This is a genomic window from Demequina aestuarii, assembly GCF_000975095.1.
GTDB classification, from domain to species: domain Bacteria; phylum Actinomycetota; class Actinomycetes; order Actinomycetales; family Demequinaceae; genus Demequina; species Demequina aestuarii.
Genome location: NZ_BBRD01000001.1, coordinates 1,212,668 through 1,228,250 on the forward strand (window position 1 = coordinate 1,212,668; position 15,583 = coordinate 1,228,250).

General features: G+C 69.3%; 11 protein-coding genes. 9 read left to right on the forward strand and 2 right to left on the reverse strand.

Features of this window, described 5'->3' with window-relative positions:
- Positions 1-39: 39 nt before the first annotated feature.
- Positions 40-1,401, reverse strand: a complete 1,362-nt coding sequence (locus AOP72_RS05745) for a DUF349 domain-containing protein (RefSeq protein WP_062133592.1) — start codon at positions 1,399-1,401, stop codon at positions 40-42.
- On the reverse strand, positions 1,398-2,258 hold the full coding sequence (locus AOP72_RS05750) for a peptidylprolyl isomerase (protein ID WP_062133594.1): 861 nt from the start codon (positions 2,256-2,258) through the stop codon (positions 1,398-1,400). The genes AOP72_RS05745 and AOP72_RS05750 overlap by 4 nt, the downstream gene beginning before the upstream one ends.
- A gap of 107 nt (positions 2,259-2,365) precedes the next feature.
- On the opposite strand from AOP72_RS05750, the gene hisS reads away from it, so the two are divergent.
- The 9 genes from hisS to AOP72_RS05795 all read left to right on the forward strand — a co-directional run bounded on the left by hisS (position 2,366) and on the right by AOP72_RS05795 (position 15,520).
- Complete coding sequence (gene hisS, locus AOP72_RS05755) at positions 2,366-3,700, forward strand: histidine--tRNA ligase (RefSeq protein WP_062133597.1); 1,335 nt, start codon at positions 2,366-2,368, stop codon at positions 3,698-3,700.
- A gap of 105 nt (positions 3,701-3,805) precedes the next feature.
- Positions 3,806-5,593: an aspartate--tRNA ligase gene (aspS, locus tag AOP72_RS05760; protein WP_062133600.1), complete on the forward strand. Its 1,788-nt coding sequence runs from the start codon at positions 3,806-3,808 to the stop codon at positions 5,591-5,593.
- A 326-nt stretch (positions 5,594-5,919) separates the two neighbouring features.
- On the forward strand, positions 5,920-8,010 hold the full coding sequence (locus AOP72_RS05765; protein WP_062133603.1) for a bifunctional diguanylate cyclase/phosphodiesterase: 2,091 nt from the start codon (positions 5,920-5,922) through the stop codon (positions 8,008-8,010).
- Positions 8,011-8,026: 16 nt separating this feature from the next.
- Positions 8,027-9,373 (forward strand): replication-associated recombination protein A, encoded by a 1,347-nt coding sequence (locus AOP72_RS05770; RefSeq protein ID WP_062133606.1) that lies wholly within the window; start codon positions 8,027-8,029, stop codon positions 9,371-9,373.
- Between the two features lie 180 nt (positions 9,374-9,553).
- On the forward strand, positions 9,554-10,180 hold the full coding sequence (rpsD, locus tag AOP72_RS05775; protein ID WP_062133609.1) for a 30S ribosomal protein S4: 627 nt from the start codon (positions 9,554-9,556) through the stop codon (positions 10,178-10,180).
- Positions 10,181-10,351: 171 nt separating this feature from the next.
- The gene (gene alaS, locus AOP72_RS05780; protein ID WP_062133612.1) at positions 10,352-13,033 is read left to right on the forward strand and encodes an alanine--tRNA ligase; all 2,682 of its coding nucleotides are present in this window, start codon (positions 10,352-10,354) and stop codon (positions 13,031-13,033) included.
- Positions 13,034-13,058: 25 nt separating this feature from the next.
- Complete coding sequence (gene ruvX, locus AOP72_RS05785; protein WP_238581618.1) at positions 13,059-13,514, forward strand: Holliday junction resolvase RuvX; 456 nt, start codon at positions 13,059-13,061, stop codon at positions 13,512-13,514.
- Positions 13,504-14,661: an endolytic transglycosylase MltG gene (gene mltG, locus AOP72_RS05790; RefSeq protein ID WP_084631350.1), complete on the forward strand. Its 1,158-nt coding sequence runs from the start codon at positions 13,504-13,506 to the stop codon at positions 14,659-14,661. The genes ruvX and mltG overlap by 11 nt, the downstream gene beginning before the upstream one ends.
- A complete protein-coding gene (locus AOP72_RS05795; protein WP_062133621.1) occupies positions 14,648-15,520 on the forward strand; it encodes a shikimate dehydrogenase in 873 nt (290 codons plus the stop codon). The genes mltG and AOP72_RS05795 overlap by 14 nt, the downstream gene beginning before the upstream one ends.
- Positions 15,521-15,583: the final 63 nt, after the last annotated feature.

Here is a 15,583-nt window from a genome sequence, read left to right on the forward strand (position 1 = left end):
ACAGTGGTGATGGGCAGGCCGTCGCCGACCTGTGGTGGACTACTTGACCACGCCCTCGATCTGCTCGAGCCACGACCGCCGCGCTGCGAGAGCCTCCTCGGCCTCCTTGATGCGGCGCTTGTCGCCCTTCGACTCTGCCGTGGCGAGGTCGTCCTCGAGCCCCGCGATCGCCGCCTGCAGCTGTGCGGCGGCTCCGGTGGCCCGTCTCTCGATCTCGGGGTTGCGCTGGTGCCAGCGCGCGTCCTCGGCGTCTCTCACGGCCTTCTCGACCGCGCCCATCCGCTTGTTGAGACGCGCGACATCCCCGCGGGGAACCATCCCTGCGTCCTCGAACCGGTCCTGGGCGACGCGGAGCGCCTGCTTCGCCGCGTTCAGGTCCTTGATCGGGAGGATCCCCTCGGCCTCGGCGACTGCGGCCTCCTTCGCCGCGACGTTGTCCGCAAGGGCTTCGTCCTCGGCGTTCGAGGCTGCCCGGCGTGACTCGAAGAAGGCGTCCTGCGCCGTCTGGAATCGCTTCCACAGCGCATCGTCGACGCTGCGGCGCCCGCGACCGGAGCGCTTCCACTCGGCCATGAGGTCACGGAACTCGCGCGCGGTGCGGTCCCAGTCCGTGGACTCGGCAAGCGTCTCGGCCCGTGCGGCCAGCTGCTCCTTGCGGGAGGCGACGTCGGAGTTCGCGCGGTCCAGCTCGGCGAAGTGGTGCTTGCGCGCCTTCTCGAAGGACGACCGCGCAGTGGTGAACCGCTTCCACATCGCCTTCTCGGCGTCCTTGGGGATGCGGGCGTTGCCTCGCTGGGAGGCCTTCCACTCGTCGAGCAGCGACCGCAGCTCGGCGGTGTCGTCCTTCCAGTGGACCTGGGCCTCTGGCTTCTCGGCGATCCATTCGGCGCGGGCGACGATGCGCTCACGGTCGGCGAGCGCCTCTTCGCGAGCGGCACGCCTCTCCTCCTGGATGCGCTCCCGGATGGCCTCCGCCTCGCCGGCGACGATGTCGAGCCTCTCGCGGAGCGCGGGGAGGTCGCCCACAGCGGCAGGCGCGACGAGCGACTCGCGCAGACCGGTGAGGGCCTCGTCGATGTCCTTGGGCGACAGACCCGCAGACTCGAGGCGGGCGTGGAAGCGCTCGATCGATGCCTTGAGCTCGAAGTAGGCCTTCACGTACGGCTTGAGGGGGTCGTCACCCTTGGCGGGGCCGACGACTCTGGTGTCGTCGCCGTCCGTGACCGAGACCTCCTCGTCCGCGACGGTTGCGAAAGCGGCGGCCGCAGCCAGCTCCTCCTCGGTGACGTCGCTCGCCACCGGCACCTTCACCGGGTGGGTCGCGTGCGCCGCCACGACGGCGGGGCTCGGCCCTACGGGCGGGCGGGGCTTGGGCCGCGGAGTGGGCTTGGGGGTGGTCATGACAGGGACACCTCGTTCACGATGACGGACTGTGCCGGGCGCCCGTCGGGCTCGCCTGTGATCGTTCCGGCACTGGCAACGCCCTCCACAATACTCAGACCCTCGACGACCTGCCCGAACACGGTGTACCCACCGGCGGCGTCGGAGGGGATGGTGGAGTCCTGGTAGACCACAAAGAACTGACTGCCCATGGATTCCGCATCGTTGCCGACGCGCGCCATCGCGAGCGTGCCCGCAGGGTACACGCCGTCCGCTGGGGCGTTCTCGATGGGCCCGTAGCGGTAGCTGGGGCCGCCGGTGCCGGTTCCCAGGGGATCCCCGCACTGCAGCACGTAGATTCCCGACGTGGTGAGCCGGTGGCATTCCGTCTGGTCGAAGAAGCCCTCGTCCGAGAGAGCGATGAAGCTCGCAACGGCCTGGGGGGCCGCGGCACCGTCGAGCTCGATCACGATGTCGCCCACGCTGGTGCTCATGGTGGCGGTCCAGGTGCGACCCTCGGCCAGAGAGGGGTCGGGGGCCTCGCCCGACGTCGCCCACCCGAACTCATCGGTGCTGGCGGTGGGGGTGGGCTCGGCAGCTGGGTCGGTCGCTGACGGTTCGGGCGTGGCGTCCACGGCAGATGGCGACTCGCTGGGCATGGCCGCCTCGAGGGACTCGTCATGGGTGCCGAGCAGGGTGCTGAGCACCCAGGCGATGATCGCCACGGCTGCCACGACGGCGGTCACGATCGCGCCGATGCGCCAGCGACGACGGCTCTGCTGGCGCGCCTCGTCGTGCTCGGCATGCTTGCGCTCGAGCGCCTCACGGCGGCGCTTCTCGTACTCGCGGGCGGCGTTCCTGGAACGCTGGTGCGACATGGCAACTCCTCCACGACGGTGCGGGACGCGGCGCGCCCTCGGCGCCCCAGTCTAGGAGTCGGGAGGCCCCGCACGTACCAGCCCTGGCGGGGTGGAACAATGGCGCCATGGCACGCGTGAGACCCCTGTCCGGATACCCCGAGTGGACGCCCGCTGAGCGCGTCGTCGAGTCGCAGCTGATCGAGTCGTTGCGCGAGACGTTCCGCCTCCACGGCTTCGCGGAGATCGAGACGCGGGCAGTCGAGCCGCTGGATCGCCTGGCAGGCAAGTCCGATGCCGCCAAGGAGATCTACACGCTCGGTCGGCTGGGCGCGGAACCCGACGCCGAGTCGAAGGTGGGGCTGCACTTCGATCTGACCGTGCCGTTCGCTCGCTATGTCGAGGAGTTCCAGCACGCCCTCGCCTTCCCCTTCAAGCGATTCCAGATCCAGAAGGTGTGGCGCGGCGAGCGCCCGCAGGAGGGGCGATACCGCGAGTTCTATCAGGCCGATATCGACGTGGTGGGCCGCGAGTCGCTGCCGGCACACCTCGAGGTCGAGGTCGCCGTGGTCATGGCGCGCGCTCTCGCCGCCTTGCCCGTCCCTGCCGCGACCATGCGCGTCAACAACCGCAGGCTCGTTGAAGGCTTCTACCGTGGCGTCGGCATCGACGACGTCGCCGGCGCGCTGCGCAGCGTCGACAAGCTCGACAAGATCGGTGCGGACGGCGTGCGCGCCGAGCTCACCGGCAAGGGCGTGAGCGACACGGCGGCCGATGCGGTGCTCGAGCTCGCACGGATCAGCGCGCGAGACGCGGGGTTCGTGGAGGCCGTCGAGGACCTGTGGGCGACCACTCCGACGATCGACGACGTCGACGGACCGCAGGCCGAGCTGCGTGAAGGACTGGCGCAGCTGGTGGCCCTGGTGGAGGGAGTGAACGCCGCCGTGCCCGGCACCGCAATCGCCGACCTCCGCATCGCGCGGGGGCTCGACTACTACACGGGCTCGGTGTACGAGACGTTCCTGGCAGGCCACGAGGACCTGGGCTCGATCTGCTCGGGGGGCCGCTACGACTCCCTCGTCGCGGGCGGCGGGTTCCCGGGCGTGGGCATGTCCATCGGTGTGAGCCGGCTGGTGAGCCGCGTCATCGGCGCGGACCTGGCCAGGGCGTCGCGTGCGGTTCCCACGGCCGTGCTGGTCGCGGTGACGGATGAGGCGACCCGGGCGACGTCCAACGAGGTCGCCGACGCGCTGCGTGCGCGGGGCATCGCCACGGAGGTCGCGCCCGCTGCGGCGAAGTTCGGCAAGCAGATTCAGTACGCCGACCGACGAGGGATCCCCTTCGTGTGGTTCGCGGACTCGGGCGAGGTCAAGGACATCCGTTCGGGAGACCAGGTCGCGGCGGATGCCGCGAGCTGGGAACCCCCGGCAGAGGACGCCCGCCCGCGCATCGTCACCGACTGACCCGCCCCGCCCGCGCATCGGCCGCACGCCTGCAGCGCCGCTAGACTCGAACTCACTCTTCCCGCCGTCACCCCGCGCGCCTCCCGCGCGCCAGAAAGGCTCACTGTGCTTCGCACCCATCTCGCTGGAAACCTCCGGGCGTCCGACGCCGGCTCGACCGTCACCCTCGCCGGGTGGGTGGGCCGTCGCCGTGATCACGGGGGAGTGGCCTTCATCGATCTGCGCGACGCTTCTGGCTTCGCCCAGGTGGTGATCCGCGAGGAGGTCGCGCACAGCCTGCGCAACGAATACGTGATCCAGGTGACCGGTGAGGTGCGTGAGCGGCCCGAGGGCTCCGCGAACGCCAACCTGCCGTCGGGCGAGATCGAGGTCGTCGTCACCGATGTGACCATCCTCAACGAGTCCGCTCCGCTGCCGATGCCCGTCGATGAGCACGTCACCGTCGGCGAAGAGGCGCGCCTCAAGCACCGCTACATCGACCTTCGTCGCCCTCAGCCGCGCGCCAACATGGTGCTGCGCTCGAAGGCGAACCAGGCCGCCCGCCGGGTACTGGACCGCCACGACTTCCTCGAGATCGAGACCCCCACCCTCACGCGCTCGACGCCCGAGGGTGCGCGCGACTTCCTGGTGCCTGCTCGCCTCGCGCCGGGTTCCTGGTACGCACTGCCGCAGTCCCCTCAGCTGTTCAAGCAGCTGCTGATGGTGGCAGGCATGGAGAGGTACTACCAGATTGCCCGCTGCTACCGGGATGAGGACTTCCGCGCGGACCGTCAGCCGGAGTTCACGCAGCTCGATGTCGAGATGAGCTTCGTCGACCAGGATGACGTCATCGCGCTGGGCGAGGAGATCGTCCGCGAGCTCTGGGCCCTCGCGGGTCACGAGATCTCGACGCCGATTCCGCGCATCACCTTCGCCGATGCGATGGCGCGGTTCGGCTCTGACAAGCCGGATCTCCGGTTCGGGCTTGAGCTGACCGAGCTCACCGAGTACTTCAAGGACACCCCGTTCCGGGTGTTCCAGAACGACTACGTGGGCGCCGTCGTGATGCCGGGCGGAGCCGACCAGGCTCGCCGCACGCTCGACGCCTGGCAGGACTGGGCCAAGCAGCGCGGCGCACGCGGCCTCGCCTATGTGCTGATCGGTGCTGACGGCGAGCTGACCGGTCCGGTGGCGAAGAACCTCTCCGACGCGGAGCGTGCGGGACTGGCGCAGGCCGTGGGCGCCGAGCCGGGCGACTGCGTGTTCTTCGCCGCAGGCAAGCCCGGTCCGTCGCGGGCGCTGCTGGGCGCGGCGCGCCTCGAGATCGGCCGCCGTGTGGGGCTGATCGACGAGGACAGGTTCGAGTTCGTGTGGGTCGTCGACGCGCCGCTGTTCAAGGCCGTAGGCGACGACGATGACGACGACGTCGCGGTGGGCTCGGGCGCATGGACTGCGGTGCATCACGCGTTCACGTCGCCCAAGCCCGAGTTCATGGACACGTTCGACACGAACCCTGGCGAGGCGCTCGCGTACGCCTACGACATCGTGTGCAACGGCAACGAGATCGGCGGCGGGTCCATCCGTATCCACCGCCAGGACGTGCAGGAGCGGGTGTTCACGGTGATGGGGATCGGCGAGGAGGAGGCCCAGGAGAAGTTTGGGTTCCTTCTCGAGGCGTTCTCGTTCGGTGCGCCCCCTCACGGCGGCATCGCGTTCGGCTGGGACCGCGTGGTGGCGCTGCTCGCCGGCGCGGACTCGATCCGCGACGTCATCGCCTTCCCGAAGTCGGGCGGCGGCTACGACCCGCTCACCGCGGCTCCGGCCCCCATCACGCCCGAGCAGCGCGCCGAGGCCGGCGTGGACTTCGTGGCTGAGGCCGATGACGACGGCTCCGTCGAGCAGATCTCTCACTAGAGGGTTCGCCGTGCGGAGCAACGGCCCCGGGGAGTCGTCCACGGCACCGTGCGACGTCCCTGGCGTCGACGAGTGGGTTGTGTCACAAGGCGGCACGGCGTGGCACCGCTTGGCGTTCGAAGGGTAGTCGAGAGGCATACCATCGAGAGAAGCTGAGTGACACGGAAGGGGTGCCTCGTCTACGATCTCGTCGATCTGCGGTACGTGCACCGTCGCGCGATCCTCACCGCAGGACCCAGCACCGCCGGTGGATCGCCCTCTGAGCGACGGCTCGAGTCGAGTGCCATGACGTCGATCGCGGGCAGCGGCACGGGACGGCCGGTACCGTGACGAACACATTCGTCCCCGACCACTCTGACGACCGCGACACCGGCGACGCGGTGGCCCTGCCGCGGGTGCCGAGCGGCCCACAGAACGCTCCTCAGATCGTGCATTCGGACGTGACCTCCAGCGCCGACGAGCGAGAGCGCCTGGAGGCATGTGCGCGCGAACTGATTCGTGTCCCCGGATCCGTCCAGCCGCACGGCGCCCTGCTGAGCGTCGACCTGGAGACCTTCACGGTCATTCAGGTGTCAGAGAACGCGATCGACATCCTGGGCATCGCGGCCGCAGCGCTCACCGGAACCACGGTGGCGGATCTCATGGGGGCTGAGGCCGTCGAGGAGTGTCGCGCGATCATCGACCACCGGGGTCTCGCGGCCAATCCGGTCTCGGCTCGTATCAACGGCAGGCGCTTCGACGTGATCGTCCATGAGGCGGGGCCCGTGGGAATCGTCGAGTGCGAGCCGGTGATAGCGAGCGAGTTCTCGGCGGCGTCCGTGCACGCGGCGATCCACCGCCTGAGCACAGCGGCCACGGTGCCCGAGATCTACGCACGAACGGCTGTCGAGCTCCGGCACTTGACCGGGTACGACCGCGTGGTGGTCTACAGGTTCCACCCGGACGGCCACGGTGAGGTTGTGGGGGAGGAGGTCGTCGAGGGATTGGAACCGTACCTGGGTCTGCACTTCCCTGCATCGGACATCCCGGCGCAGGCCCGGCAGCTGTACCTGACCAAGCTGACGCGCGCCATCGTGCTGGACGACCTGCCGCCCGCACCGCTGGTGCCGGCTCTCAACCCGCTGTCCGGCCAACCGCTCGACCTCGGACAAGCGGAGCTTCGCAGCGTGTCGCCGCACCACATGGAGTTCATGAGGAACATGGGGCAGGTGACCACCCTGTCGTTGTCCTTGGTGCACGGCGACCAGCTGATCGGCATGATCACCTGTGCTCACCGGTCCTCCAAGCGCCTCCCGTTCCTGCTGCGCGAGGGTCTCTCCGTCCTCGCCCGGCAGGTCTCGATGCAGCTGGGGACGGCCGCGGAGATCGAGAGACTGACGCGCATCGACGCGGTCCGCACCGTCAGGGCCAGTCTCGCGCGCCAGGTGAGATCGAGCGAAGACCTCGCGTCCTCTCTGCTGCACGGAGAGTTCACCCTGTTGGACCTGATCCCTGCGGACGGCGCCACGTTGCATGTCGACGGGGAGTCGATGTCGATCGCCGACGCGCCTGACGCGGTGATCGACCCCGCGCTGCTGGCGAGTCTCACGGGCACCGACACGGCCATCGTGGTGTCCGATGCGGTGAGCACCGACTATCCGCAGCTCCACGTCCTGATGCCCCAGGTCGCGGGAGTGCTGGTGGTGCCCTTCGGCACCGACGGCGACTACTTGGCCTGGTTCAGACGAGAGACGGTATCCGCGGTCACGTGGCTGGGGGACCAATCGTTGGCGAACCGCGCCACGCCGCTGACCCCGCGGACCTCGTTCGCGTCGTGGAGCCAGAGTGTGGCAGGCAAGTCCACGCCGTGGGACCGCCTCGCGCTCCTGGAGGCGAGCGAGATCCGCCACGACCTCAACGCGGCGCTCCTGAGAGCGGCGGAGTCCGAACTCGCCCGGGTGGCGCTCCACGATCCCCTGACTGGGCTGCCTAACCGGCGACTCCTGGGCGACCGGATGGAGCAGGCACTCGCCAAACGGGAGCGGGAGGTGCCGGTGGCCCTGCTGTTCGCGGACCTGGACAGCTTCAAGGCGATCAATGACTCGGAGGGCCATGGGGCGGGTGACGCGGTGATCATCGCCGCGGCGAACGTCATCCGTTCGACGATCCGCAGCCAGGACACCGTGGCGCGCATCGGCGGGGACGAGTTCGTCGTGGTGTGCGAAGGCGCGCGCGCTGCGGACGCAGACGCCGCCGCCGCGCGCATCGTGGAGGCGTTCTCGGCACCGCTGCTGGTCGGTGGGTCGGAGTACGAGGTGGGCGTCTCGATCGGGATCGCCATCGCCGATGCGGGACAGGCGCCGGACGACCTCCTGCGCGCTGCGGACGCGGCGATGTACCGGGCGAAGCAAGGCGGCAGAGGCCGGGCCTCGTACTAGTCCGTACGCTGATGCCATGGACCTCTTCGAATCGACCGAACGCACCGGCACGGGCGTTCCCGAGGCGGGGCCGAACGCACCGCTGGCGGTGCGGATGCGTCCCCGCACGCTCGAGGAGGTCGTCGGTCAGGCCCATCTCCTGACGGACGGCGCCCCGTTGCGCCGACTCGTGCAGGAGGGATCCTCCGCCACTTCCGTGATCCTGTGGGGACCGCCGGGCACCGGCAAGACGACACTCGCGTATCTCGTGGCCGGCAACCGGCCCTTCGTCGAGCTCTCGGCGGTGACCGCGGGCATCAAGGACGTCCGTGCGGTCATCGATGCGTCGCGACGGCGGGTCACCACCGGCGAACGCGAGACCGTGCTGTTCATCGACGAGATCCATCGCTTCACGCGCACTCAGCAGGACGCGCTGCTGCCGGCCGTCGAGAACCGGTGGGTGACGCTCATCGGTGCCACGACCGAGAATCCGAGCTTCTCCGTGGTGGGTCCGCTGCTGTCACGGTCGCTGCTGCTGACCCTTCAGCCGCTCACGGGCGATGACCTGGGCGCGCTCCTGGACCGCGCGGTCGCCGATGAGCGCGGACTTGGTGGCCGAGTCGAGTTGGCACCCGAGGCCCGTGCGCACATGCTGCGCGTGGCAGGGGCCGATGCGCGCAAGGCGCTGACCCTCCTCGAAGCGGTCGCCGATGCGGCCATGAGCGCCGGGGGAGACCCGCCCACGATCTCCGGCGAGCTGACGGAGCGGGCGATGGACTCGGCGCTCGTCGCCTACGACAAGTCGGGAGACCAGCACTACGACGTGATCAGCGCCTTCATCAAGTCGGTGCGTGGCTCGGACGTCGACGCGTCGCTGCACTACCTGGCGCGCATGATCGTGGCGGGGGAGGACCCGCGGTTCCTCGCGCGCCGGCTGGTGATCCTCGCCTCGGAGGATGTGGGGCTCGCGGACCCTCAGGCGCTCGTGATCGCGCAGGCCGCTGCGGATGCGGTGAGCTTCATCGGCATGCCGGAGGGACGGATCCCCTTGGCCGAGGCGACCGCGTACCTGGCGACGGCACCCAAGTCGAATCGGGCGTACGCGGCCATCAACGCCGCGATCGCGGACGTGAAGGCAGGCAGGGCCGGTGTGGTGCCGGCCCATCTCAGGGATGCTCATTACTCCGGGGCAGAGCGGCTCGGCCACGGCAAGAGCTATGTGTACTCGCACGATGCGCCTGGCGCCGTCGCGGCTCAGGAGTACCTGCCGGAGTCGCTGCAGGGCACTCGCTACTACCGCCCCACCGAGTTCGGGTTCGAGCGCACCCTGTCCGAGAGGCTGACGCGGGTCCGCGAGATGCTCGGCCGCCGGGGCGACTCCTAGCTGGCACCGCCCTCGCGCGACACCCGCATCGGCCGCACTGCCGCGCTGACGCACCTGCTCTGTTAGGATTGTGGAGCCCTCGCGGACGGTTGGCTGCTGTCTCCGCGACCTCATCAACGTATGGCAGACGAACACGCCCCGGCGCGTTCAACACCGGCTCCAGACTCCAAAGGATCTATTTTGACTTCAGTTCAGCGCGCGCGCCGCCAGGTGCGCCTGTCCCGTGCCCTGGGTCTCGCACTGACCCCCAAGGCCGTCAAGCACTTCGAGAAGCGCCCCTACCCTCCGGGCGAGCACGGCCGCACTGCGCGCCGCAAGGAGAGCGACTACGCCGTTCGTCTGCGCGAGAAGCAGCGTCTGCGCGCCCAGTACGGCCTCCGCGAGAAGCAGATGACGCGCGTCTTCGAAGAGGCTCGCAAGGAGGCGGGTCTGACCGGTGAAGCGTTCGTCGAGCTGCTCGAGATGCGTCTCGACGCGCTGGTGCTCCGCTCGGGCTTCGCCCGCACCATCCTGCAGGCGCGCCAGTCGGTGCTGCACCGTCACATCATGGTCGACGGCAAGATCGTCGACCGCCCGTCGTTCCGCGTGAAGCCCGGCCAGACCATCCAGGTCAAGCCCAAGGCCGTCACGATGGAGCCCTACATGGCCGCCGCCGCCGGTGCCCACCGCGATGTGCTGCCGGAGCTGCCCGACTACCTCGAGGTCAAGCTCGAGAAGCTGTCGGCTCAGCTGGTTCGTCGTCCCAAGCGCGCCGAGGTCCCCGTGACCTGCGAGGTGCAGCTGGTCGTCGAGTTCTACGCCCGTTAAGTACGTGGCGCGCACGCGCACGCATTAGGCTCTAGCGGGCCGATCGACTACGGCCGTCGGGCCCCTGGCACCAGCCGGGGCCCGGCGGCGTTGTCATCTCAGTAGCGGCGGCCGATGCGCCGCTCACCCCACCTGCTCGGCAGGCGGGCGACGCAGGATATGGAGGACAGGATGCGCACCGCTGACATTCGCCAGCGCTGGATCGACTTCTTCGAGTCGAAGGGCCACCACATCGCCCCCAGTGCATCGCTGGTGTCCCCTGACCCCAGCCTGCTGTTCACGGTCGCAGGCATGGTGCCGTTCATCCCGTACATCATCGGGACCCAGACCTCGGCGCACCCGCGCGTCGCCTCGGTCCAGAAGTGCATCCGCACCAAGGACATCGAGGAGGTCGGCAAGACCACCCGCCATGGCACGTTCTTCCAGATGCTGGGGAACTTCTCGTTCGGCGACTACTTCAAGCAGGGCGCGATCGAGATGGCCTGGGAGCTGCTCACCGGCCCCGAGGACGAGGGTCGGTACGGCTTCGATCCCGAGACGCTGTGGGTCACCATCTGGGAGCAGGACGATGAGGCCGAGGCCGCGCTGCTCGAGGTGGGGCTCCCCGCTGAGCGGATCGTCAAGCTTCCCCGCGAAGAGATCTTCTGGGACACCGGCCAGCCCGGCCCCGCCGGTCCGTGCGCCGAGTGGCACGTGGACCGCGGCCCAGAGTTCGGTCCCGACTACGACCCCGCCACGGGTGCGGCCGGCTGGACCGACGAGATCGGCGATCGCTACCTCGAGATCTGGAACCTGGTCTTCGACCAGTTCCTGCGCGGTCCCGGCTCCGGCAAGGACTACCCGTTGATCCGTGAGTTGGACCAGAAGGCCATCGACACCGGCGCCGGCCTGGAGCGCATCGCGTTCCTCAAGCAGGGCGTGTCCAACATGTACGAGATCGACGAGGTGTTCCCCGTCATCGAGAAGGCGCAGGAGCTCTCGGGCCGCGAGTACAAGGCGAACGCCCAGGATGACGTCCGCATGCGCGTGATCGCGGACCACGTGCGCTCGGCCATGATGCTCATGCACGATGGTGTGGTGCCCGGGAACGAGGGCCGCGGCTACGTGCTGCGCCGCCTGCTGCGCCGCACCGTGCGCGCGATGCGCCTGCTGGGCGTCGACGACCCGTCGCTGACGATCCTGATGGACACCTCGTACCGCGCGATGAGCGTCTCGTATCCCGAGCTTGCTGAGTCGATCACGCGCATCCAGAGCATCGCGGGTTCCGAGGAGGAGTCGTTCCGGCGCACCCTCACGCAGGGCACCGCAATGCTGGACACGGCGGTGGCGAAGGCCAAGACCGCCGGCAGCTCCGCGCTGTCGGGCACGGACGCGTTCCAGTTGCACGACACCTTTGGGTTCCCGATCGATCTCACTCTCGAGATGGCCGCCGAGCAGGGTGTGAGCGTCGACGAGGCAGGCTTCCGCTCGCTCATGGCCGAGCAGCGCGATCGCGCGCGGGCCGATGCGAAGGCCAAGAAGGGCGGTCACGCGGACGTCAGCGTCTACCAGGCGGTGGGTGCTCAGACTCCCACGACGTTCCGCGGCTACGACGAGCTCTCGCTCCTGACCTCCGTCGCCGCCGTCATCAAGGACGGCGTCTCGGTGCCCGTGGCGACCACCGGCGACACCGTCGAGGTGGTGCTGGCGCAGACCCCGTTCTACCCCGAGTCCGGCGGCCAAGACGCCGACACGGGCGAGATTCGCGGCGCCAACGCGACCCTGACGGTCATCGACGTGCAGAGGCCCGTCGCCGACGTGATCGTGCACACCGTGACGGTCGACGAGGGCGAGGTCGCCGTGGGCGACCAGGTCTCCGCCGAGGTCGACCTCGTCAACCGTCGCCTCGCGTCGAAGGCCCACTCGGCGACCCACCTCATTCACGCAGCCCTGCACGAGGTGCTGGGCAATGACGCCACCCAGGCGGGCTCGTACAACAAGCCCGGGTACATGCGCCTGGACTTCGCCTGGCGCCAGGGCATCTCGCACAGCGCGCGCGAGGAGATCGAGGGCATCGCGAACCGGGCGATCCGTGAGGAACTCCCCGTTGGCACGCAGGTGATGAGCCTCGACGAGGCGCGCAGCCTGGGCGCGATGGCGCTGTTCGGCGAGAAGTACGGCGACCGCGTGCGCGTGGTCGAGATCGGCGGCCCGTTCTCGCGTGAACTGTGCGCGGGCACGCACGTCGAGAACTCGGCGCAGATCGGCCTGCTCAGTGTGACGTCCGAGGGCTCCGTCGGCTCCGGCGCGCGCCGCATCGAGGCGCTCGTGGGTGCTGACGCATTCCAGAACCTCGCGGCCGAGCGCTCGATCGTCAGCGAGCTCAGCACCACGCTCAAGGCGCGTCCCGAGGAACTCACCGACCGCATCGGCGCACTGTTGACGCGCCTGAGCGACGCCGAGAAGCAGTTGTCGCAGTACCGCCAGCAGGCGATGCAGCAGGTCGCCGCGCAGCTGGTCGGCACCGCGACTGACGTGAACGGCGTCCGCCTCGTGGCGCACGAGTCCACCACTGCGGCGGACGGCGATGACCTGCGCACGCTCGTGACGGACGTGCGCGCACGCCTCGGTGAGTCGGAGCCCACCGTCGTGGCCGCATCGGCTGCGGTGGGCGGCCGTCCGCAGATCGTGGTCGCGACCAACCAGGCCGCTCGCGACGCCGGGGTGCGGGCCGGTGACCTCGTGAAGGCCGCATCGGCCGTGCTGGGAGGCGGGGGCGGCGGCAAGCCAGATCTCGCTCAGGGCGGCGGCCAGGACGCGTCCAAGATTCCCGATGCTCTCGTCGCCGTGCGCGACGCGGTGGGCTCCCGCTAGGGTCGGCTCGCTCGTGGACAGGGGAGTGCGTCTCGGCGTCGATGTGGGCACCGTCCGCATCGGCATCGCCGCCTCCGATCCGGATGGCCTGATGGCCTTTCCCGTCACCACGGTGACCAGGGGCGACGGCGACGTGGATCAGGTCGCCGCCATCGTGAGTGAGCGCGAGGTCGCCCGGGTGTACGTGGGGCTGCCCCGCAAGCTGTCCGGCCACGATGGCGCGAGCGCGGCGTTCGCCCATGAGTTCGCCGCCGCCCTCGCGGAACGCTGCGGCGCGGTGGTTCGTTTGGTGGACGAGCGGTTCTCGACCGCGACAGCGCAGCATGCCATGCGTCAAGCGGGCAGGAACTCGCGTCAGCAGCGTCAGGTCATCGACCAGGCGGCCGCCGTCGTGATCCTGGAGAGCGCGTTGGATATCGAACGACAGGGGAACCTCGATAGGGTGACCTACGAGCCGGACCCTAAGGGGAATGATGACTGACCTCTTCCACGCCCAGACCGAGGCGACGACCACCACGTCGCTCGACATGCGGCGACTGCAGCGCCAGAAGCGACGCCAGACGCGTCAGAAATGGACCCTCGTGGTGTCCGCGGTGGCGCTCGTGCTGCTGGCGATCGGCGGCTCCATCGCGTACAACTTCCTGGGCAGCTTCGAGTCTGAGTCCAACGAGATCGCCGACTACCCCGGCGCCGGCCAAGGCGTGGTGCAGGTGGTCGTCGAGCAGGGTGACACCGGCGCGGACATCGCGCAGACGCTCTTCGAGTCTGGTGTGGTCGCGTCACCCGAGTCATTCATCCGCGAGGCCAACGCCAGCGCGGACGCAGGCAACATCACCCCCGGCTACTACTTCTTGCAGCGGGAGATGAAGGCCGAGTTCGCCCTCCTGGCGCTGCTGGATCCGGGCAACAAGAACGAGCTCACCATCACCATCCCCGAGGGCCGCACGGTCGATTCGTACTTCGAGGCGATCGCCAACCTCACGGACTACTCCAAGGCCGACATCGAGGCCGTGGCCGAGGACACCGAGGCACTGGGGCTGCCAGAGCAGGCGAACGGCATCCTCGAGGGCTGGCTGTTCCCCGCGACATACACGTTCACTCCCGACGCTCAGCCGGCGGACATCCTCGCCGAGATGATCGAGGCGACGGTCAACGTGCTCGAGCGCAACGGTGTCGCCCAGGACCGCTGGATGGAGGTCATGACCGTGGCCTCGATCATCGAGCGCGAGGCGCGGCTCGAAGATGACCGTCCCATGGTGGGAGGCGTCATCTACAACCGTCTCGACATCGACATGCGGCTCGAGATGGACTCGACGGTGAAGTACATCAGCCCGTCGGAGGGGGTCTTCACCTCGTCAGAGGAGCGCGAGATCGACAGCCCCTACAACACGTACATGTACACGGGCCTGCCGCCGTCGCCCATCGCCGCGCCGGGCGAGGCCGCCATCAAGGCGGCCGCGGACCCGGCCCAGCACGACTACCTGTTCTTCGTGACCATCAACACGGACACGGGCGAGACCCGCTACGCGGAGACGTTCGACGAGCACCAGGACAACGTGGCGCTGCTGCAGGAGTGGGCGCAGGCGAAGGCCGCCGAGGCCGAGGACGCAGAGGGTGCCACCGACTAGCGTCGGTCGCGGTGCGCACCGCCGCGCCGGCGTGCTCGGCCACCCGATCGAGCACTCGCTGTCGCCGCGGCTGCATCGTGCCGCGTACGAGGCGCTCGGCCTGGAGTGGGAGTACGACGCCTACGACGTGACCGAGGAACAGCTCCCCGCGTTCGTCAGCGCGCTCGACGGTGCGTGGGGCGGACTGTCGCTGACCATGCCCCTCAAGGTCGCCGCCATGCCGCTGGTCGACTTCGTGGAGCCGATGGCGAAGCTCGTGGGGGCGATCAACACTGTGCTCGTGCAGCCGGTGGCCGACGGCCGTCAGCTCGTGGGGGCGAATACCGACGTGCACGGCATCGTCGCGGCGCTGCGCGAGGGCGGCGTGGAACGCGCCGATGCGGGGGTCATCGTGGGCGGGGGAGCGACGGCGACCTCGGCTCTGGCGGCGCTGGGGCGCATCGGCGTCACCCGGCCCATCGTGGTGGTGCGATCCCGTGCGCGGGCTGGCGCGCTGATGCGCGCGGCCACCAAGATGGGCGTCGAGCCACGGTTCGTCGGCTTCGATGACGCCCCGAGCTACCTCGCGCGCGCTCGCGCCGTGGTGTCCACGGTGCCTGCCGAGGCGGGGGAGAGTCTAGGACGCGCTCTGTCCGAGGCGGGGGAGACGATGCACGAGGGCGCCGTGCTGCTCGACGCGGTCTATGCGCCCCTGGACACCCCGTTGGGTGTGGCGTGGGCGCGGGCGGGCGGCACGTTCGTCCGTGGCACGCGCATGCTGCTGCATCAGGCGGGGGAGCAGGTGAGACTCATGACCGGCCGGGAGGCTCCGCTCGACGCCATGGCGGCCGTGTTGGATGAGGCCACTGAGCCGCGTTGACCGACGCCGAGTGAGATGTACAACACGGTGATGAACTCAAGCCCATGCCGATGTTACGTTGCG

Coding starts and splice junctions, on each gene's coding strand:
- AOP72_RS05770 (WP_062133606.1), top strand. CDS start 8,027: ATGGACCTCTTCGAATCGACCGAACGCACCGGCACGGGCGTTCCCGAG.
- hisS (WP_062133597.1), top strand. CDS start 2,366: ATGGCACGCGTGAGACCCCTGTCCGGATACCCCGAGTGGACGCCCGCT.
- mltG (WP_084631350.1), top strand. CDS start 13,504: ATGATGACTGACCTCTTCCACGCCCAGACCGAGGCGACGACCACCACG.
- AOP72_RS05750 (WP_062133594.1), bottom strand. CDS start 2,258: ATGTCGCACCAGCGTTCCAGGAACGCCGCCCGCGAGTACGAGAAGCGC.
- alaS (WP_062133612.1), top strand. CDS start 10,352: ATGCGCACCGCTGACATTCGCCAGCGCTGGATCGACTTCTTCGAGTCG.
- AOP72_RS05745 (WP_062133592.1), bottom strand. CDS start 1,401: ATGACCACCCCCAAGCCCACTCCGCGGCCCAAGCCCCGCCCGCCCGTA.